18 protein-coding genes are annotated in these 17,995 nt (G+C 69.3%); 10 read left to right on the top strand and 8 right to left on the bottom strand.

Annotated features, from left to right (window positions below):
- Nucleotides 1-176: 176 nt before the first annotated feature.
- Entirely contained in the window at nucleotides 177-806 is a 630-nt protein-coding gene (locus tag EBE87_RS13755; RefSeq protein WP_120637940.1) for a histidine phosphatase family protein, read from the top strand.
- Nucleotides 807-884: 78 nt separating this feature from the next.
- Entirely contained in the window at nucleotides 885-1,688 is an 804-nt protein-coding gene (locus tag EBE87_RS13750; RefSeq protein WP_120637939.1) for a lipid-binding SYLF domain-containing protein, read from the top strand.
- Between the two features lie 79 nt (nucleotides 1,689-1,767).
- Here the strand turns inward: EBE87_RS13750 and EBE87_RS29395 are convergent, their stop codons facing one another.
- The 3 genes from EBE87_RS29395 to EBE87_RS13735 form a co-directional block, all read right to left on the bottom strand.
- On the bottom strand, nucleotides 1,768-2,436 hold the full coding sequence (locus EBE87_RS29395) for a PEP-CTERM sorting domain-containing protein (protein ID WP_233553164.1): 669 nt from the start codon (nucleotides 2,434-2,436) through the stop codon (nucleotides 1,768-1,770).
- 409 nt (nucleotides 2,437-2,845) lie between these two features.
- Entirely contained in the window at nucleotides 2,846-3,529 is a 684-nt protein-coding gene (locus EBE87_RS13740; RefSeq protein WP_120637938.1) for a PEP-CTERM sorting domain-containing protein, read from the bottom strand.
- 320 nt (nucleotides 3,530-3,849) lie between these two features.
- Nucleotides 3,850-4,722, bottom strand: a complete 873-nt coding sequence (locus EBE87_RS13735) for an NUDIX hydrolase (RefSeq protein WP_120637937.1) — start codon at nucleotides 4,720-4,722, stop codon at nucleotides 3,850-3,852.
- A 126-nt stretch (nucleotides 4,723-4,848) separates the two neighbouring features.
- Between EBE87_RS13735 and EBE87_RS13730 the strand changes: the two genes are divergently transcribed.
- From EBE87_RS13730 to EBE87_RS13715, 4 genes are all read left to right on the top strand, one after another.
- Complete coding sequence (locus EBE87_RS13730) at nucleotides 4,849-6,708, top strand: ABCB family ABC transporter ATP-binding protein/permease (RefSeq protein WP_233553163.1); 1,860 nt, start codon at nucleotides 4,849-4,851, stop codon at nucleotides 6,706-6,708.
- A gap of 81 nt (nucleotides 6,709-6,789) precedes the next feature.
- Entirely contained in the window at nucleotides 6,790-7,056 is a 267-nt protein-coding gene (locus tag EBE87_RS13725) for a hypothetical protein (protein WP_120637935.1), read from the top strand.
- 125 nt (nucleotides 7,057-7,181) lie between these two features.
- The gene (gene rpmB, locus EBE87_RS13720; protein WP_120637934.1) at nucleotides 7,182-7,493 is read left to right on the top strand and encodes a 50S ribosomal protein L28; all 312 of its coding nucleotides are present in this window, start codon (nucleotides 7,182-7,184) and stop codon (nucleotides 7,491-7,493) included.
- A 128-nt stretch (nucleotides 7,494-7,621) separates the two neighbouring features.
- Nucleotides 7,622-8,404: an ATP-binding protein gene (locus EBE87_RS13715; RefSeq protein WP_120637933.1), complete on the top strand. Its 783-nt coding sequence runs from the start codon at nucleotides 7,622-7,624 to the stop codon at nucleotides 8,402-8,404.
- Here EBE87_RS13715 and EBE87_RS13710 read toward each other — a convergent pair.
- Genes EBE87_RS13710 through EBE87_RS13695 form a run of 4 tightly spaced genes read right to left on the bottom strand, consistent with a single transcriptional unit; the run spans nucleotide 8,401 to nucleotide 12,928 of the window.
- Nucleotides 8,401-9,351, bottom strand: a complete 951-nt coding sequence (locus EBE87_RS13710) for an esterase-like activity of phytase family protein (protein ID WP_120637932.1) — start codon at nucleotides 9,349-9,351, stop codon at nucleotides 8,401-8,403. The two genes, EBE87_RS13715 and EBE87_RS13710, sit on opposite strands and share 4 nt — an antisense overlap.
- Nucleotides 9,352-9,353: 2 nt before the next feature.
- Nucleotides 9,354-11,222: a cobaltochelatase subunit CobT gene (gene cobT, locus EBE87_RS13705; protein WP_120637931.1), complete on the bottom strand. Its 1,869-nt coding sequence runs from the start codon at nucleotides 11,220-11,222 to the stop codon at nucleotides 9,354-9,356.
- A 57-nt stretch (nucleotides 11,223-11,279) separates the two neighbouring features.
- A complete protein-coding gene (cobS, locus tag EBE87_RS13700; RefSeq protein WP_120637930.1) occupies nucleotides 11,280-12,284 on the bottom strand; it encodes a cobaltochelatase subunit CobS in 1,005 nt (334 codons plus the stop codon).
- A gap of 38 nt (nucleotides 12,285-12,322) precedes the next feature.
- Entirely contained in the window at nucleotides 12,323-12,928 is a 606-nt protein-coding gene (locus EBE87_RS13695) for a J domain-containing protein (protein ID WP_120637929.1), read from the bottom strand.
- A 91-nt stretch (nucleotides 12,929-13,019) separates the two neighbouring features.
- Between EBE87_RS13695 and EBE87_RS13690 the strand changes: the two genes are divergently transcribed.
- Nucleotides 13,020-13,310 (top strand): BolA family protein, encoded by a 291-nt coding sequence (locus tag EBE87_RS13690; RefSeq protein WP_408887710.1) that lies wholly within the window; start codon nucleotides 13,020-13,022, stop codon nucleotides 13,308-13,310.
- Entirely contained in the window at nucleotides 13,307-15,049 is a 1,743-nt protein-coding gene (locus EBE87_RS13685) for a tetratricopeptide repeat protein (protein ID WP_147426035.1), read from the top strand. Before EBE87_RS13690 ends, EBE87_RS13685 begins: the two co-directional genes overlap by 4 nt.
- A 46-nt stretch (nucleotides 15,050-15,095) precedes the next feature.
- Here the strand turns inward: EBE87_RS13685 and aroB are convergent, their stop codons facing one another.
- Nucleotides 15,096-16,835 (bottom strand): 3-dehydroquinate synthase, encoded by a 1,740-nt coding sequence (aroB, locus tag EBE87_RS13680; RefSeq protein ID WP_120637927.1) that lies wholly within the window; start codon nucleotides 16,833-16,835, stop codon nucleotides 15,096-15,098.
- A 51-nt stretch (nucleotides 16,836-16,886) separates the two neighbouring features.
- On the opposite strand from aroB, the gene EBE87_RS29390 reads away from it, so the two are divergent.
- Both EBE87_RS29390 and EBE87_RS13675 read left to right on the top strand, forming a co-directional pair.
- Complete coding sequence (locus EBE87_RS29390; protein WP_199707302.1) at nucleotides 16,887-17,033, top strand: hypothetical protein; 147 nt, start codon at nucleotides 16,887-16,889, stop codon at nucleotides 17,031-17,033.
- A gap of 32 nt (nucleotides 17,034-17,065) precedes the next feature.
- A complete protein-coding gene (locus EBE87_RS13675) occupies nucleotides 17,066-17,959 on the top strand; it encodes a tyrosine recombinase (RefSeq protein WP_120637926.1) in 894 nt (297 codons plus the stop codon).
- Nucleotides 17,960-17,995 lie beyond the last annotated feature (36 nt).

The raw sequence follows: 17,995 nt of genomic DNA, 5'->3' as shown, positions 1-17,995 counted from the left end.
GCTCCTGACCCCGCTGGCCGGGGCGCTGCGCGGAGCCTGCCGTCCTTTTGAGGGCAGGGAAGCCGCCGCCGCATTCTGCCGCGTCATCTTGAACAAAGAGTGAATCCAGAGCGGGGCGCGTTGATTTCAACCGCGCCCGCATTTCCCCGCCGGGGCGGAGGGCCTAAAGACCCGGCGTGAACCCGACCCGCTTCTTTCTGATCCGCCACGCCATCGTCGAGCCTTCGGCGAGAACCGTGATGTATGGCGACATGGATGTCGCCATCTGTGCCATGGCCCTGGCGCAGGAGAGCGCCGCCTATCAATGGCTGGCCACCCGCCTGCCGGAAGGAGCACGTTGGTTCACCACGCCGCTGACGCGCACCCGCTCCACCGTCGAGGCCATCTTCGCCGCCGGCTATGCGCCGGTGGAGACGGAGGTGGAGCCGCGCTTCGTGGAACAGCACCTGGGCGAATGGCAGGGCATCACGCATGAGGAATTCACCGCCCGCCTGACCGCGCCGCCGCATCCCTTCTGGCCGCATGCCGCCGAGGAGCGCCCGCCGGGCGGCGAGGCCCTGGCCGATGTGATCGGCCGCGTCGGCCCGGCGCTGGAGGATATGGTGGAGCAGATGCCGGGGCAGGATGTGGTGGTGGTCGCCCATGGCGGCTCCATCCGCGCCGCGCTGGCCTATGCGCTACGGTTGGACCCGCACCAGGCCTTCCAGTTCTCGGTCAAGAACCTGTCGCTGACGCGGCTGGAATGGCACCGTGGCGACTGGCGCGTGGTGTCGGTGAACGAGGAGCCGCCGCTCAGCACGCCCTGAGCGTCGCTGGCGCAAGTTTGGCTTGCCACGCCCGCGCTGGAAGTCCATGTCATGCCAAAGGTTTGGCGGAGGTCTTTCATGCAGCGCTCTATCTCCCTGAAAGCCCGTGGGGCTGTGATGGCCCTGGTGCTGGCACTGCCCTCCTGTGCGGGCACCGCCCAGGGCGAAGAGCAGGTGCTGGTGGACCGCGCCACGCTGACGGTGCAGGAAATGCTCAGCGGCTCCGAAGGCCCGCAGACGGATGCGCAGGGCCTGCTGCGCCGCGCGCGGGCCGTGATGATCTGCCCGCGCATCTTCCGCGCCGGCTTCATCCTGGGCGGCCAGGGCGGCGACTGCGTGCTGCTGGCGCGGGACGGGGCGGGGTCCTGGTCCTCGCCGGCCTTCTACACGCTGGGCGCCGGTTCCATCGGCTTCCAGATCGGCGTGCAGGACGCGCAGATCATGATGATGATCCTGACCAACAAGGGCCTGGGCGCGCTGCTGGACAGCCAGTTCAAGATCGGCGCCGATGCCGGGGTGGCAGTGGCGACCGTCGGTGGCGGCATCGCCGGCTCCACCACGGCCGCGGTAGGCGCCGATATCGTGACGGTCGCCAGGAGCCGAGGCCTCTATGCCGGCGTATCGCTGGACGGCTCCCTGATGAGCAGCCGCAGCGAAGCGAACCGCGCCTATTACGGGCAGGGCTATTCGGCGCGTCAGATCGTGATCGACATGGCCGCGCATAATCCGGGCGCCGACCCGCTGCGCGGCATGCTGATGCGCTTCGGCCCGCCGACGCAGGGCGCCGTGCCGCCGCAGCCCGCGCAGTCGCAGGGCGAGGCCGTGCCGAGCTACCAGCCGCCGGCCTATCAGGGCGGCGTGCAGGCGACCCCGCTCCGCTGACGCGCTGCGGCGCCGGAAGCCTTCGCCCATAGAAAAAGGGCCGGACCCAGAAGGTCCGGCCCTTTTCAGTTCGCTGGCCTTAGGCGGCCTTGCGCGACCGGCGACGCACCAGACCCAGGGCCGCCAGACCCGTGCCGAAGAGCGCGAGGGTCGCGGGCTCCGGAACCGGGGTCGGGCCGCCCGGGTTGAAGGTCTGGGTGATGATGCTGGTCTGCGCGCGGTCGCCCTGCCCGAAGGCGCTGACGTTGATGTCCTTGGTGATGTAGAGGGTGCTGTAGGACCCATTCAGCGTCACGACATCGGACAGGCTGCAGCCCGCGATGGCGCAGGAGACATAGGCCCGGCCGGCCAGGATCGTCCGGGCGGCGTCAGCCCAGATCGTCTCCGTCACCGAGGCGATCGCCTGGCCCAGGAAGGTGCCGTCGAAGGACAGGCCGACCGAGGTGATGGCGGTGGCGCCGCTGACGACATAGTTGATCGCCGCGTCGCTGAAGCCGCTGTTCTGGGCGGTGAAGCCGCTCGAGAACTGCACGCCGGTGGCGCCCGACAGCAGGTCCACGTTCACCTGGTCGTTGGCGTTCGGGAAAGCCTGACCTGTGCTTGTCACGGAGATGTTGAAGGTATCAAAGGTCAGGCCGCCCGAGGTGAAGGTCGGGTTGGACGTGACTGGCGCCGCCTGGGCGGCCGAGATGCTGAGGCTGACGAAGCCGGCGAGGAGCGCCGTGCCCAACCATTGAGATGTTTTCATCGGTGATATCCACACTACGGCTTGAGGGGCCATTCCCCGCATGACGTTATGCAAAGCCGATGCCACGAGAAAAACATCGTAAAAGCAAAGCGTTAGCTTCCCACAAACCTCAAGAATATGTGTGGTGTCAATTATTCTGACTCAGAAACCATAAGCTTGGCTATAATTCCATTGTCTTTGCCTGCTGTACCCTTCAGCAAGTCATGCGTGGGGATGTCTCTAAATGGGGAATGCTGTAGGTATCGCACCGCCTTCAGGTCAGTACAGGTCAGCAATGGAAATCGGCCGCCGGCTTGGCGGGGCGGCGTGCAGGCGACGCCGTTGCGCTGAGGGGCTGCGGCGCCGGAAGCTCCACCCCTAGAAAAAGGGCCGGACCCCAGAAGGTCCGGCCCTTTTCAGTTCGCTGGCCTTAGGCGGCCTTGCGCGACCGGCGACGCACCAGACCCAGGGCCGCCAGACCCGTGCCGAAGAGCGCGAGGGTCGCGGGCTCCGGAACCGGGGTCGGGGGCGGGTTCGGGCCGCCGCCCGGGTTGAAGGTCTGGGTGATGATGCTGGTCTGCGCGCGGTCGCCCTGCTCGAAGGCGCTGACGTTGATGTCCTTGGTGATGTAGAGGGTGCTGTAGGACCCGTTCAGCGTCATGACATCGGACAGGCTGCAGCCCGCGATGGCGCAGGAGACATAGGCTTGGCCGGCCAGGATCGTCCGGGCGGCGTCAGCCCAGGCCGTCTCCGTCACCGAGGCGATCGCCTGACCCAGGAAGGTGCCGTCGAAGGACAGGCCGACGGAGCTGATAGCCGTGGCGCCGCTGACGACATAGCTGATCGCCGCGTCGCTGAAGCCGTAGTTCTGGGCGGTGAAGCCGCTCGAGAACTGCAGGCCGGTGGCGCCCGACAGCAGGTCCACGTTCACCTGATTGGCCGCATCCGGGAAAGCCTGACCCGTCTTGGTCACGGAAATGCCGAAGGTATCAAAAGTCAGGCCGCCCGAGGTGAAGGTCGGGTTGGAGATGACGGGCTCTGCCTGGGCGGCCGGGATGCTGAGGCAGGCGAAGCCGGCGAGGAGTGCCGTGCCGAACCATTGAGATGTTTTCATCGGTGAGATCCACACTGCGGCTTGAGGGGGCTATTCCCCGCATGACGTTATGCAAACCCGATGCCACAGAAAAAATCCCGAAAAAACAATGCATTAAAGTCAAACAAAACTCAAGAACATGTGTGGCGTCAATTACTTCGACTCAAAAACAATAAGCTTAGCTATACTTCTGCTGCCTCTCCTGAACGCTTCATTCATCAAGTAAACCGTGGTCGCGGCTGTAAATAGGAGATACTGTGAATATTGCATCGCCCTAGTTCAATGCTGTCCAGTAACGGAAATTTGCCGTTTCCACGCTTTTCGGGGCGTTGATCGGGGGTTCAATCCCGCAGGGCCATGGCCAGTTCGCGCCCATCCTGACCCGCCGGGTCGATCAGACCCTCGCGCAGGAACAGGTCGATCAGCACCAGGTTCACGTTGAACTTGACCGTATCGGTGTCGCGCACCAGTTCCAGCACCTGCCAGGCGGGCCAGAGCTGGAAATGCTCCACCTCATCGTCATGTGGGGTAGGGGTGAAGTCCTCGGGCAGTTCCAGGTCGAAGACATGCAGGATGTCGCGGCGCAGCCCGCTGCCGCCCGGCTGCTGCATATTATAGGACAGCCGCGCCACCGGCCGCGCCTGGGCCACCATCTCCGGCGGCAGCCCGGCTTCCTCGCCGGCCTCCTTGGCCAGGGTTTCCACCGCGTCCAGCCCGGCGGGCGTGCCGCCGGCGACCATGTTGTCCCATTGCCCCGGCGCCACGGCCTTGGTGCGGGAACGGAAGCCGAGCCAGATGTGCAGCCCGTCCGGCCGCCGTACCAGCCCGTTCAGGTGCACCCCCTGCGCCTGGATGCCGAAGGCAGGGATGGCGCCGCGGTCCAGCCGCGCCAGCACCGGGCCTTCGGGCGTCGCGCGCACGTCGAAGGGCTCGTCCCGCACCCGCAGGTAGCCGGCCTTGGCCAGGCCCTTCACGGCATCGGCCAGGGCGGCATCCCGCCGCGCGATGCCGCGCAGCCCGGCCGAGAGCGACACGCCGCTGGCATCGAAATGGAAGTGCTGTGGCCGGTAGGCCAGCCAGCGTGCTAGGTCCGGCTGCAGCCAGCCCACCTGTTCTCCGATGATGCGGAAGGGGATCAGCCCGGCCGGGGAGTGGAGATTGTTGCAGGCCTCGATGTGCCGCATGAAGCCGGTGGGGGTGGCAGCAGGTTCCATGGCCCTGGTTTCTGGCGCGGCGGCGCGGCGGCGGCAATGGCCCGGGTTCCGGGCCGGCCATGCATTGTCAGCCCCCACCGCCGCCGCCATGTAACCGGCAACGACGACTTCCCGGAGTATTCTCCTTTGCCCCCCGAGACCAAAGCCGCGCCCGCCACCGAGCGCGGCCATGCTTCAACTTTGCGCACCCTTGCTCCCTATCTCTGGCCCAAGGGCGAGGGCGGGCTGAAGGCGCGCGTCGTCATCGCCCTGGCGCTGATGCTGCTGGCCAAGGGCGCCAATGTGCTGGTGCCCATCGTCTATGCCCGTGCCGTGGATGCCCTGACGCCGAAGCAGGGCGCCGCCGCCATGGTGGCCATCCCCATCGCCCTGGTGCTGGGCTACGGCCTGCTGCGCGTCGCCTCCTCCTGGTTCGCGGAGCTGCGCGACGCGGTCTTCGTGCGGGTGCAGGCGCGCGCGGCGCGCGTCATCGCCCTGCAGGTCTTCCACCACCTGCACGCGCTCTCGCTGCGCTTCCACCTGGACCGGCAGACCGGCGGGCTGTCGCGCATGATCGAGCGCGGCACCAAGGGCATCAACTTCGTCCTGGACTACATGGTCTTCAGCATCATCCCGACGCTGCTGGAAGTGCTGATGGTCGCGCTCATCCTCTGGGGGATGTTCGACTGGTCCTTCGCCGTCGTCACGCTGGTCACCATCGGGCTCTACATCGCCTTCACGCTGGTCTTCACCGACTGGCGCCTGCGCTTCCGCCGCGCGATGAACGAGATGGACCAGGACGCCAATACCAAGGCCGTCGACAGCCTGCTGAACTACGAGACGGTGAAGTATTTCGGCAACGAGAAGCACGAGGAGCGCCGCTACGACGCATCGCTGGCGCGCTACGAGGGCGCCTATATCCGCTCCGAGGTCACGCTGAACTACCTGAACATGGGCCAGGCCGCGATCATCGCGCTGGGCCTGACGGCGGTGATGCTGATGGCGGCCCGCGGCGTGCAGAACGGCAGCATGACGGTGGGCGACTTCGTGCTGGTCAACACCTACCTGATCCAGCTCTACCTGCCGCTGAACTTCCTGGGCTTCGTGTACCGCGAGTTGAAGCAGGGCCTGGTGGACATGGAAGCCATGTTCACCCTGATGCGGGAGGAGCGCGAGGTCGCCGATGCCCCCGGCGCCATCCCGCTGCCGCCCGGCCCCGGCGCGCTGGAGCTGGAGAATGTGCGCTTCGGCTACCGGCCGGACCGCATCATCCTGAAGGGCATCTCCGTCAGCGTGCCGCCGGGCAAGACGCTGGCCATCGTGGGCCCGACAGGGGCGGGGAAGTCCACCATCTCCCGCCTGCTGTTCCGCTTCTATGACGCGCAGGGTGGCGCCATCCGCATCGATGGCCACGACATCCGGCAGGTGACGCAGGACAGCCTGCGCGCCGCCATCGGCGTGGTGCCGCAGGACACCGTGCTGTTCAACGACACCATCCGCTACAACATTGCCTATGGCCGCCCCGGTGCCACCGATGCCGAGATCGAGCAGGCGGCGAAGCTGGCCCAGGTGCATGACTTCGTGCTGCGCCTGCCCGATGGCTACAACACCCGCGTGGGCGAGCGCGGCTTGAAGCTCTCGGGCGGCGAGAAGCAGCGCGTGGCCATTGCCCGCACCATCCTGAAGGACCCGCGCATCCTGATCCTGGACGAGGCCACCAGCGCGCTGGACACGCGCACGGAGCAGGAGATCCAGGCGGCGCTGCGCGGCGTCTCGGCCGGCCGCACCACGCTGGTCATCGCGCACCGGCTTTCCACGGTGGTGGAGGCGGATGAGATCATCGTGCTGGCCGATGGCCGCATCGCGGAGCGCGGCAGCCACATGGCGCTGATGGCGCAGGACGGGCTCTACGCCCAGATGTGGCGCCGCCAGTCCGAGGCCGTGGCAGCAGCCGAGGCCGCCGCCGCCGCCCAGGAAGCGGCGCGCGAGGCGGGCGTCGCGCCCTGAAGGGCAATAAGCCGCACCTTCGGGTCTTTCGCATCCGCTTTGTACTGACTATGTGACGCCGCGTATCCAGGAGGGCACGACATGCAACTCGATCCGCAGGGAATGGCCCCCGAGGACCTCAGCCACGCCGGTTCGGTGGTGGACAAGGCCATCGAATATATGGTGGGCCAGAATATCGCGCCGATCTCGGTGGCCTCCGCCCTGCTGGGCGGCGCGCTCGGGCTGATGGCCCGCAGCATGAAGGACCAGGCCATCGCCAATGTGCTGCGCAGCGCGCTCGCCTCGGTGGAATCGGGAGAGCTGGAGGAGCTGCGCCAGTCCAGCCCGCCGACCGCCGGCAACGGCTGAGGCTTCTGCCTCCGAATCCTTGACTCATGCAGGCAGGCGGGCCATACGCCGCCTCCTGTTCTCCATCGACCAAGGCGAGTGGTGCCCGCGCGTGCCCAGCCTGCCGACATTTAGAGGGTACTGCCATGGCTCGCCGTTGCGCGATCACCGGTAAGGGCGTCCAGGCTGGCAACAACGTCAGCCACGCCAACAACAAGACGCGTCGCCGCTTCCTGCCGAACCTGCAGGAGACGTCGTTCTTCTCCGACGTGCTGGGCACCTCGATCCAGATCCGTCTGTCGACCAACGGCATCCGCACGATCGAGCACAATGGCGGCCTGGACGCCTTCCTGCTCGGCACGCCGAACCGCAGCCTGCCGGAGCCGGCGCAGGTCCTGAAGCGCCGCATCCAGCGCGCCCAGGCCAAGAAGGCTGCCGCGGCTCCCGCCGCCGCCTGATCCTGCTTCCAGCAGGTCGAGATCAGGGCGCTTCCGCCATGCGGGAGCGCCCTTTTTCGTGATCGTGCCGTCTCATTTTAGAGCCTGCCGTTAAGGTTCCGTTCACCTTTCTCCCACAGCATGAGGGCATGGAGTCCTCCCTACCCATCCTGCTGCTCAGCGGCGCGGGCGTGCTGTCCTCGGTTCTTTTCGCCCTCGGCGCGGTGCTGGAGCGCCGGCGGGCCGAGCAGCGCAGCCGCGCCGCCGAGCAGGCGCTGGAAGCCCGCAGCCGCTACCTGGGCCTGCTGGCCCAGGAGATGCAGGGGCATGGCTTGGCGCTGCTGGGCTATGCCACCGCCCCGCGCGCTCCGGCCGGCCGCGATGCCGGGCTCGAAGGCCGCGCACGGGCGCTGATGGGGCTTTCCGCCGATGTTTCCGACCTGCTGGCCCAGGGCGCCGGCCCTCGCGTGCTGAAGGAGGATGCCATCCCCCTGGGCCCGGTGCTGGATGAGGTGATCGGCCATATCGTGCAGGCCCTGACCCCGGGCCGCCGCCACTGGCAGGTGGCGCCGGAGCTGCGTGACCTGACCCTGAGCGCCGACCGGCGGGCGCTGACGGGCGCATTGCGGCAGGTGCTGACCCGCGTGGTGCGGCAGACCCGGGATGGCGACTCGGTGCAGATGCGGCTGGTGCGGGCCGATGAAAGCGTGGCCATCGTGGTGGAGGATGACGGCGCCGGCCATGCGGCGGAGGACATGAATGGCCTGACCCTGGGCCGTGGCACCCGTGGGCTGGGCCTGGGGCTGGTGGTGGCGCATGACCTGATGCGCGCCCATGGCGGCAACCTGACCATCGAGGCCGTGCCCGGCATCGGCGCCCGCGCCTGGCTGACCCTGCCGCGCAGCCGGGTGCTGGAGCCGCTGGCGGCCTAGCGGAAGGCGAAAAGCAGCAGCAGGCCCTTCTGCAGGAAGAATTCGTTGTCGTCGGTCATCAGCGCCAGGAACTGCCGGCCGCGCCAGGAAAAGCTGGCCACGTCCTCCCAGTTCTCCATGGGCAGGGTGGCGGCATCCAGCAGCACCTCGGGCTCCAGCACGGCGTCGGGGGCGGGGTTGGCCAGGGCCGCCGCCGGCACCCGCTTCAACTGGCCCTGGAAGCCGCCCAACAGGCTGAAGCTGCGCTCCGTCAGCACCGCCCCGCCATCCGGCAGCGCCGCGGCATCGGTGGGCACGTAGCCGGGGGTGGGGCGGTAGGAGAGCACGGTCCAGTCGCCTGGGCGCCCCACCCAGACGCGGCGCAGGCGGCCGCCATCGCCCAGGCGCAGGTCCTCGGCCACCGCCAGCCAGCGGCCATCGGCCAGCACGGTCAGGCTTTCCAGCCCGCCATTCAGCGGTGCCTGCCGCAGGCCCGGCAGCATTTCCACCGGCTCCCCCCAGCCATCGATGCGGTCATAGGCGCGGATGCGGTGCCAGCGCTCGAAGCCCACCAGCCAGGTGCCATCCGGCAGCCGCGCCAGCGATTCGGCATCGCGCGACAGCTTGCCGGGCAGGGGAATCGGCAGGCCATCGGAAAGCCGGCCGCTGCGCAGCGCCTCCAGCCCCTGCGGCTGGCCGGCCTCGTCCAGCACCAGGCGCGCCTGCAGCCAGCGGCCCAGGTCGCTGACGGCGGTCAGCGTCAGGTCAGGGTCGATATGCAGCCCGGACAGCCCGCCGAAGCCCATGGCCTTCCGGTTCAGCAGCAATCCGCCCAGCGATACCAACGGCGAATCGGCGGGCAACGTCAGCGGGGGCAGGGGGGTGGCCGGCGGCGCATCGGCCCCGCAGGCGGCCAGCAGCCCAAGGCCCCCCAGCGCCGCCAGCAGGCGGCGCCGGCTTGGCCGCATGGTCAGACCAGGGCCGGGGCGCGCTCGGCGGCGGCACGCTGGAAGGCGGCGGCGGCGTCCTCGTCGAAGAGCTCCGCCAGCTTCTTCATCATGGTGCCGCCCAGTTCCTCGGCATCCACGATGGTCACGGCGCGGCGGTAGTAGCGCGTCACGTCATGGCCGATGCCGATGGCGATCAGCTCCACGAGGTCCCGCTGCTCGATGTCATGGATCACCTTGCGCAGGTGCCGCTCCAGGTAGTTGCCCGGGTTCACCGACAGCGTGCTGTCATCCACCGGCGCACCGTCGCTGACTACCATCAGGATGCGGCGGCGTTCCGGCCGCGACATCAGGCGGCGGTAGGCCCATTCCAGCGCCTCGCCGTCGATATTCTCCTTCAGCAGTCCCTCGCGCAGCATCAGGCCCAGGTTCTTGCGGGCGCGGCGCCAGGGCGCATCGGCGGATTTGTAGATGACATGCCGCAGGTCGTTCAGCCGGCCGGGGTTGCGCGGCTTGCCTTCCTGCACCCACCGCTCACGCGACTGGCCGCCCTTCCAGGCGCGGGTGGTGAAGCCCAGGATCTCCACCTTCACCGAGCAGCGTTCCAGCGTGCGGGCCAGGATGTCGCAGCACATCGCGGCCACCGAGATCGGCCGGCCGCGCATGGAGCCGGAATTGTCGATCAGCAGCGTCACCACGGTGTCGCGGAAATCGGCCTCACGCTCCCGCTTGTAGGACAGCGAGAGCATCGGGTTGACCACGATGCGCGCCAGCCGCGCGGCATCGAGCACGCCTTCCTCCAGGTCGAATTCCCAGGCGCGCTGCTGCTGCGCCAGCAGGCGGCGCTGCAGCCGGTTGGCCAGCTTGGAAACGACGCCCTGCAGATGCGACAACTGCTGGTCGAGTTGCTGGCGCAACCGCGCCAGTTCCTCGGCATCGCAGAGGTCTTCCGCCTCGATCTCTTCGTCGAACTGCTTGGTGAAGGCGCGGTAGGTGGAGGAATCGTCGCTGGGCGCGACGTCCTTGCGCTGCTGCGGCCCGCCGGGGCGGTCCTCGCCCTCGGCGGCGACGCCTTCCTCTTCCTGGGTCTCGCCTTCTTCCTCGGCCGCCTCGCCCTGCATCGCCTCGGGCTGCGCGCCCATGGCCGATTCGGATTCCTGGCTCTGGCTCTCGCCTTCCGTGGAACTGTCCTGCTGCGGGGAGGATTCGCCGGAATCCTCGCCTTCGGATTCTTCCTCCGATTCCGCCTCGACCTCGGCTTCCGCCAGGTCCAGCGCCGTCAGCAGCTTGCGGGCGGCGCGGGCGAAATCGTCCTGGTTGTCGCGGGCCTCGGCCATCTCGGCCAGGGCGGTATCCGCCTTCTCGCCCAGCGTGTCGCGCCACATCTCCAGGATGCGTTGCGCCGGGGCCGGGGCAGGCTCGCCGGACAGGCGTTCGCGCGCCAGCAGAGACAGCGCCGCCGTCAGCGGCAGCTGGTCCTTGCGGGTCATGCGGTCGTAGCCCTCGGCCTCGCACATCTCGGCCAGCTTGGCATTGAGATTGGCGGCGACGCCCGGCATGTGCTGGCTGCCCACCACCTCGACCCGCGCCTGCTCCAGCGCGTCGAAGACCTCCTTGGCCTCGCGCCGCGGCGGCGTGCGGGCGGCATGGGCCGCCTCGTCATGGTGGCGCAGGCGCAGCGCGATGGCATCGGCGGCGCCACGCAGCCGCGCCATTTCGGCGGGGGGGAGGGAGCGCGTCGGCAGCGGCAGCCGCGCCCGCTTGCCCGCGAGGCCGGAGGGGCCGGGCTGGTAGGCCACCTGCACCTCGGCATTGTGGGCGATGGCGCGCAATGCGCCCGCCGTCGCGCGCTTGAATTCTTCCTGGCGCGTCTGGTCCTTGGTGCCGCTCATCGCTCTCTCTCCCGCTGCAGTCTGGATGGAACCGGGGCGCTGAGGCCCCGGTGCCGGTCAGCCCTTGCGGACGAGGAGGCCGGTCGGGATCTCCTCGTTGAAGCAGCGCTGGTAGTATTCGGCGACGGTGGCGCGTTCGGCCTCATCGCACTTGTTCAGGAAGGTCACGCGGAAGGCGAAGCCGATATCGCCGAAGATCCGGGTATTCTCCGCCCAGGTGATGACGGTGCGCGGCGACATGACGGTGGAGATATCGCCGGCGATGAAGCCCGCGCGCGTCAGGTCGGCCAGCGCCACCATGGCGTCGATGCGCTTCTTGGCCGCGGCGTCATTGGGCTTGATGCCCAGCTTGGCGGCGACGATCGCGCTTTCCTGCGCATGCGGCAGGTAGTTCAGCGTCGCGACGATGTTCCAGCGGTCCATCTGACCCTGGTTGATCTGCTGCGTGCCGTGATAGAGGCCGGTGGTGTCGCCCAGGCCCACGGTGTTCGCCGTGGCAAACAGCCGGAAGGCTGGGTGCGGGCGGATCACCTTGTTCTGGTCCAGCAGCGTCAGCTTGCCCTCGACCTCCAGCACGCGCTGGATCACGAACATCACGTCCGGGCGGCCGGCGTCATATTCGTCGAAGACCATGGCGCAGGGGTGCTGCAGCGCCCAGGGCAGGATGCCTTCACGGAATTCGGTGACCTGCTTGCCATCCTTCAGGACGATGGCGTCCTTGCCGATCAGGTCGATACGGCTGATGTGGCTGTCCAGGTTGACGCGCAGGCAGGGCCAGTTGAGGCGCGAGGCCACCTGCTCGATATGCGTGGACTTGCCGGTGCCGTGGTAGCCCTGGACCATGACACGGCGGTTGAAGGCGAAGCCGGCGAGAATCGCCAGCGTCGTCTCGCGGTCGAACTGGTAGGTGGGGTCCTTCTCGGGCACATGCTCGGTGGCGACGGAGAAGGCAGGCACCTCCAGGTCGCTGTCGATTCCGAAGACCTCGCGAACTTTGACCGTGATATCGGGCAGGTTGATCGCGGGGGTGCGGGTTTCGGTAAGGGTGGCGACCTGGCTCATCGGGCTTGCTCTCGGATTTCTGTCGCTACGGGCGTACTTCAGGCTGCCCTGCTGGATGCCTCTTGGGAAGGGGTGCCAGCGTCATGGGCCGCAGCCAGCCGCTTGCGCAGCAGGCTGTAGGCCCGGTTGATGTCCTTCATCTTGTCCTCGAAGGACCGGTCCCCGCCATTGCTGTCGGGGTGGTAACGCTTGGCCAGCTCCTTGTAGCGGGCACGCAGCGTAGATTCTTCCAGCGGCCAGCCGAGGCCAAGGAGGTCCAGCGCGGCGCGCAGCTCGGGCGGCGCTTCCTTCGCGCTTTTGCGCGGCGTCGGCGGCGCCTGGCCGAACAGGCCCAGCGGGTCATGGAAGATTTCGGGATTGAGCTTCGTGTTTCCAAGACGTCCGAGCGGCCAAGTGGGCCGCTGCCAGCCGGAATCGTCGCGGAGGTTGTTCTCGATCTCCGTCGCCGACATGCCCTTGTAGTAGTCCCAGGCCTGATTATAGGCGCGGACATGCTCCAGGCAGAAATGATAATAGTCGCGCAGCCGGGAGCGATCTCTCGGTGCACGGAATTCTCCCACAGCCTCGCAGCCCGGCGCGTCGCAAGGCGGGCCGGAGGGAGGAGGGGACTTGTCGAAACGGGGACGTTCGCCGCGTCGGGCCATTCGACGGGTTATGATCGCGGAAGCATGTCCCCGCAAGGCGGCAGATGAACGCAGCTTTCGCTTGGCAGGGCTGCGCCGGCATGGAAAAGGGATGCCCATGACGCTCCGTGCCGATCGTATCCGCGACTTGCTCAGCAACGCTTTTGCTTCTGCCGAGATCGTGATCCAGGATGACAGCCACCGCCACGCCGGCCATGCCGGCGCTGCGCCCGGTGGGCAGACCCATTACACGGTGCAGGTGGTGAGCCCGGCCTTCGCGGGGATGAACCGCGTGGCGCGGTCCCGCGCCGTGCATCAGGCGCTGGAGGCCGAGTTCGGCAGCGGCCTGCATGCGCTGTCGCTGCGGCTGCTGACGCCGGACGAAGCGGGGCCGGGGCATTGATCGCCTCGCAAGGCATGCGGGTGGCCGAGGCGGCGCCCGGCAGCGCCATCCTCTACGAGGACGAGGAGATCGTTGTCATCCACCGCCCCGCGCCCGGCGATGCCGCGGCACGGCAGGCGGAGGCGGGCGCGGAGCTGCCCGGCGGCCTCGCCGCGCCGGCGCCGCTGACGCTGGTCACTTTCGCCGACCTGACCTTCCGCCCGGATGGCGATACCATCTGGGGCCAGGAGCCGGCCGCCAAGCTGGGCCTGGAGGCCATCGGCTTCGTCGCCAAGCGGGAGAACTGGTTTCCCGCCGCCTCCATGCAGCAGGCGGCGCCGGCGGTGCGCGCCCTGCTGGGGGGCGGGCCGGCGCTCTGCTACGGCTACAGCATGGGCGGCTACGCGGCGCTGAAATATGCCCGGCTGCTGGGTGTCTCCCATGCCCTGGGCGTTTGCCCCCAGGCCAGCATCAGCCCGGCCGACCTGCCGGAAGACCGGCGCTTCCACAAGTTCCATGACCGCCGGCTGCATGCCGGCATGCGGCTGACGCCGGCCGAGGCGCCCGAGTTCGGCGTCATGATGGCCGACCCCTACCACCCGGACGACCGCCTGAACGCCCGCATGCTGGCCGAGGATGGCGGCCTCCACTGGCTGCGGACGCCCTTTGTCGGCCATGCCGCCATCTGGCTGCTGACCGAGACCAGCTTCCTGCGCCGGGCGATGGACCTGATCCTGGCCTCGGACATGGCGGCCCTGGCGGCGGCGCTGCGGGCGCGGCGGCAGGAGAATGTGCACTGGTTCTTCTGGGTGGCTCACCACGCCTTCCTGCGCAACAAGGTGGCGCTGGCGAACCGGCTGTGGAACCGCGCCGAGGCGCTGGGCCTGGACCGCACGATCCGCGAGCAGGAGGTGATGCGCCTGCTGGGCGATGCCATGCGCCGACTGATCGACAAGGGCCAGCGGGAGGAAGCCCGCGCCCTGGCGCTGAGGCGCGCCGAGGAATGCGCCGGAGACGCGGTGGCGCTGGCGCAGATCGGCCATATCCTGGTCGGCATGGGGGAAGGGGACGCGGCCGAGGAGCCCTTCCGCGCCTCGCTCGCGCTGCGGCAGGACATCGCCAATGTCTATGGCGGTCTCAGCCTGGTGGTGGCCTCCAAGGGCCGGGTGAATGAGGCGATCGAGATCGCCACCAACGGCATCAACGCCGTGCCGGGCGATGCCGAGCTGCATATCCACCTGGGCTACCTGCTGCTGAACGCCGCCCGGCTGGAGGATGCGCAGGCCCAGTTCGAGATCGTGCTGGGCCAGTTGCCGCAGCATGCCGGCGCGCTGACCGGCAAGAGCAACGTGCTGGCCGCCTATGGCCGCCAGGCCGAGGCCATCGAGCTGATGCGCGAGGCCATCGGGCTGGCGCCGCAGGATGCCGGCATGCGCGTCTGGCTGGGCCAGCTGCTGCTGGTGGTGGGCGATCCGCTGGAGGCCGAGCCGCATTTCCGCGTGGCGCTGGAGCTGGCACCGCAGGTCGGCGCGGCGCATATCGGCCTCGCCCGGGCGCTGGAGCGCACCGGTCGGCTGGAGGAAGCGCGCCACGTGGCCGCCGATGCCGCCGCCGTCCTGCCGCATGACACCCGCGTGCAGGCCATCCACCGCCGCATGGGCCCGCCCGACACGGCCAAGCCGGAGCCGGTGGAGGATGCGGAAAGCCAGCGCGCCCCTTCCGGCCTGCGCCGCATGTTGGGCGCCTTCTTCGGGCGCTAGGGCCCCGTCATCCGGTCAGGCGGCTGCCTGACCGGGGGAGTGGCTCCTAGGCCGCGCAGCCTTCTTCCCGCAGCAGGGCCTCGACCTCCGCCGCCGGCACGTCGCCGGTGGTGAAGACCTGTCCCGGCGCACGCAGCAGCACGAAGCGCAGGGCGCCGTCGCGCACCTTCTTGTCCTTCCGCATGCGGCCCATCAGCGCTTCCACCGTGAAGCCGCGCGGCAGGTCGCGGATGCGGGCGGGCAGGCCCACGGCGGCGATATGCGCTTCCACCCGCGCCGGCAGGCCGGCGTCGCAACGCCCCAGCCGGGCTGAAAGCCGCGCCGCCAGCCCGAGGCCGATGGCCACCGCCTCCCCATGCAGCAGGCTGCCGTCGTAGCCGCATTCGGCTTCCAGCGCGTGGCCGAAGGTATGGCCGAGGTTGAGCAGGGCGCGCCCGCCCTCGGCGCTTTCCTCCCGCTCATCGGCCGCCACCACCGCCGATTTCAGCCGGCAGCTTTCCAGCACGGCGTGGCGCAGCGCATCGGCCTCGCCGGCCACGGCGCGGGCGCCATGCTGCTCGCACCAGTCCCAGAGCGGGCCTTGCAGCAGCCCGTGCTTGGCCACCTCGGCATAGCCGGCGCGCAGCTCGCGCGGCGGCAGGGTGGCCAGGGTGGCGGTATCGGCCAGCACCACGGCGGGCTGGTGGAAGGCGCCGGCGAGGTTCTTGCCCGCCTTCAGGTTGATGCCGGTCTTGCCACCCACGGAACTGTCCACCTGCGCCAGCAGCGTGGTCGGCACCTGCACGAAGGGCAGGCCGCGCAGGGCGGAGGCGGCGGCATAGCCCGCCAGGTCCCCCACCACGCCGCCGCCCAGCGCCACCACCGCCGTGCGGCGGTCCACGCCGGCGGCCATCAGCGCCTCCAGCACATGGGCCAACTGCGCGAAGCTTTTGCTGCCCTCGCCCGGCGGCACGGCCACGGTGGTCCGGATCTCGAAGCCCGCCGCTTCCAGCCCGCCGCGCAGCGTGTCGAGGTGCAGCGGGCCGACGCTCTCATCTGTCACGATGGCGACGCGGCGCGCCGGCAGCACCGGGGCCATCAGGGCGCCGGCGCGGGACAGCAGGTCCTCGCCCACCAGCACCTCGTAGCTGCGCCCGGCCAGCGCCACCGGCAGGCGGGCGGGCGGGTGCCAGCCGGCCAGGGCGGTGGCGACCTTCTCGGCGGTCATGTCGGGGGTATCGGCATCCAGGCAGTCAGTCACGAGATCGGCCTCGGCATAGAAAGGGTGGCGGGTCTGCATCAGGTGGGTGAGCACCGCCACAGGGTCGGCGTTGAGGAACATCGGCCGCGTGGTGCGGCCGGCGACGCGGCCCAGCAGTGTCGGCAGGGTGGCGCGCAGCCAGACCGTGACGGCGCCGGCGGCGCGGATGGCGGCGCGGGTCTGCGGGTCGTTATATGCGCCGCCGCCGGTGGCCATCACCAGCGGCGGGCCTTCCAGCAGGCGGGCGATGACGCGGCGCTCGCCCTCGCGGAAATGCGGCTCGCCATAGCGGGCGAAGATTTCCGTCACGGGCTGGCCGGCGGCGGCCTCGATCTCGGTATCGGCGTCCTTGAAGGGCAGGCCGAGGCGCTGCGCCAGGCGGCGGCCGACGGAGGTCTTGCCCGCGCCAGGCATGCCGACGAGCACGATGGAAACAGGGCGCCCCGGCAAGGGCACGGCCGCAGCCGGCCGGTCCAGCGGGGTCGCGAGATCGGTGGCCGAAGATGCGGCGGGCGGAACAATGGCAAAGCCGAGGTTGCGTGACACGGGGACGGAAGGTAGCACATCGGGCCACGCGCGCGAGGTAACCCAGGCCAGATGTTCCGCCGACCCCTGTTGCTCCTGATCCTGATCCTGATCATCGCCATCCTCGGTGGCTTACTGGTGATCGGCGCCTTTCCGCCGCCTGCGGTGCAGCAGCCGGTGGAGCGCACCCTGCCCAACGAGCGCTTCAACACCCGCTAAGCGGGCCGATTCCCGCCGGAGCACAGCAACGCATGGACCGGCACCTCGAAGCCTTCCTGGAGATGCTGGCGGCCGAGCGCGGGGCCGCCCGCAACACGCTGGCGGCCTATGAGGCCGACCTGTCCGACTTCGCCGGCTTCGCCCGGCGACGCGGGGAGGTGGCACTGGCGGCCGCCGGTTCCGACCTGCTGCGCCGCTACATCGCCGGGCTGACCGATGCGGGCCTTTCCCCGCGCACGGCGGCGCGGCGGCTCTCCGCCCTGCGGCAGTTCTTCCGCTTCCTGGTGCGGGAGGGCGTCCGCACCGACGACCCGACCGAGTTGCTGGACAGCCCGCGCCTGCCCGCGCCCCTGCCCAAGGCCCTGCGGCGGGAGGAGGTGACGGCGCTGCTGGATGCCGCCGCCACCCTGCCGGGCAAGCGGGGCGCCGTGGCGGTGGCGGCGCTGGAGCTGCTTTATTGCGCCGGGCTGCGCGCCAGCGAGCTGGTTTCCCTGCCCGTCACGGCCATGGCGGCCGAGGCGCCGCTGGTGATGGTGCGCGGCAAGGGCGGCAAGGAGCGGCTGGTGCCCATCTCCGCCCGCGCCCGTGCCGCCGCCCTGGCGCTGCGGGACCCGAAGAAGCCTTCCAAGTGGCTGTTCCCCTCCCGCGGCGCGGCGGGGCACCTGACGCGGCAGAGCCTGCACGGACTGGTGCACCAGGCCGCCCTGGCGGCGGGGCTGGACCCGGAGCGGGTCAGCCCCCATGTGCTGCGGCATTCCTTCGCCACCCACCTGCTGGAAGGCGGGGCGGACCTGCGCAGCCTGCAGATCCTGCTCGGGCATTCCGATATCGCCACGGTACAGATCTATACCCGCGTGCTGGAGGAGCGGCTGCGCGCGCTGGTCGAGGAACACCACCCGCTGGCCCGCGCGGCGACGCCTGCCTGAAGGGCATCCTGCGTGCTCGGGCTGGCATTGTGGCCC

The organism is Teichococcus wenyumeiae (genome assembly GCF_003696345.1).
Taxonomy (GTDB): Bacteria; Pseudomonadota; Alphaproteobacteria; order Acetobacterales; family Acetobacteraceae; genus Pseudoroseomonas; species Pseudoroseomonas wenyumeiae.
This window is presented reverse-complemented; position numbering and strand designations above follow the sequence as displayed.

Bases quoted from the DNA above. Each gene is read 5' to 3' on its own strand.
- EBE87_RS13750 (WP_120637939.1), top strand. From the start codon at position 885: ATGCAGCGCTCTATCTCCCTGAAAGCCCGTGGGGCTGTGATGGCCCTG.
- EBE87_RS29395 (WP_233553164.1), bottom strand. From the start codon at position 2,436: ATGAAAACATCTCAATGGTTGGGCACGGCGCTCCTCGCCGGCTTCGTC.
- EBE87_RS13740 (WP_120637938.1), bottom strand. From the start codon at position 3,529: ATGAAAACATCTCAATGGTTCGGCACGGCACTCCTCGCCGGCTTCGCC.
- EBE87_RS13735 (WP_120637937.1), bottom strand. From the start codon at position 4,722: ATGGAACCTGCTGCCACCCCCACCGGCTTCATGCGGCACATCGAGGCC.
- EBE87_RS13725 (WP_120637935.1), top strand. From the start codon at position 6,790: ATGCAACTCGATCCGCAGGGAATGGCCCCCGAGGACCTCAGCCACGCC.
- rpmB (WP_120637934.1), top strand. From the start codon at position 7,182: ATGGCTCGCCGTTGCGCGATCACCGGTAAGGGCGTCCAGGCTGGCAAC.
- EBE87_RS13715 (WP_120637933.1), top strand. From the start codon at position 7,622: ATGGAGTCCTCCCTACCCATCCTGCTGCTCAGCGGCGCGGGCGTGCTG.
- EBE87_RS13710 (WP_120637932.1), bottom strand. From the start codon at position 9,351: ATGCGGCCAAGCCGGCGCCGCCTGCTGGCGGCGCTGGGGGGCCTTGGG.
- cobT (WP_120637931.1), bottom strand. From the start codon at position 11,222: ATGAGCGGCACCAAGGACCAGACGCGCCAGGAAGAATTCAAGCGCGCG.
- cobS (WP_120637930.1), bottom strand. From the start codon at position 12,284: ATGAGCCAGGTCGCCACCCTTACCGAAACCCGCACCCCCGCGATCAAC.
- EBE87_RS13695 (WP_120637929.1), bottom strand. From the start codon at position 12,928: ATGGCCCGACGCGGCGAACGTCCCCGTTTCGACAAGTCCCCTCCTCCC.
- EBE87_RS13690 (WP_408887710.1), top strand. From the start codon at position 13,020: ATGCCCATGACGCTCCGTGCCGATCGTATCCGCGACTTGCTCAGCAAC.
- EBE87_RS29390 (WP_199707302.1), top strand. From the start codon at position 16,887: ATGTTCCGCCGACCCCTGTTGCTCCTGATCCTGATCCTGATCATCGCC.
- EBE87_RS13675 (WP_120637926.1), top strand. From the start codon at position 17,066: ATGGACCGGCACCTCGAAGCCTTCCTGGAGATGCTGGCGGCCGAGCGC.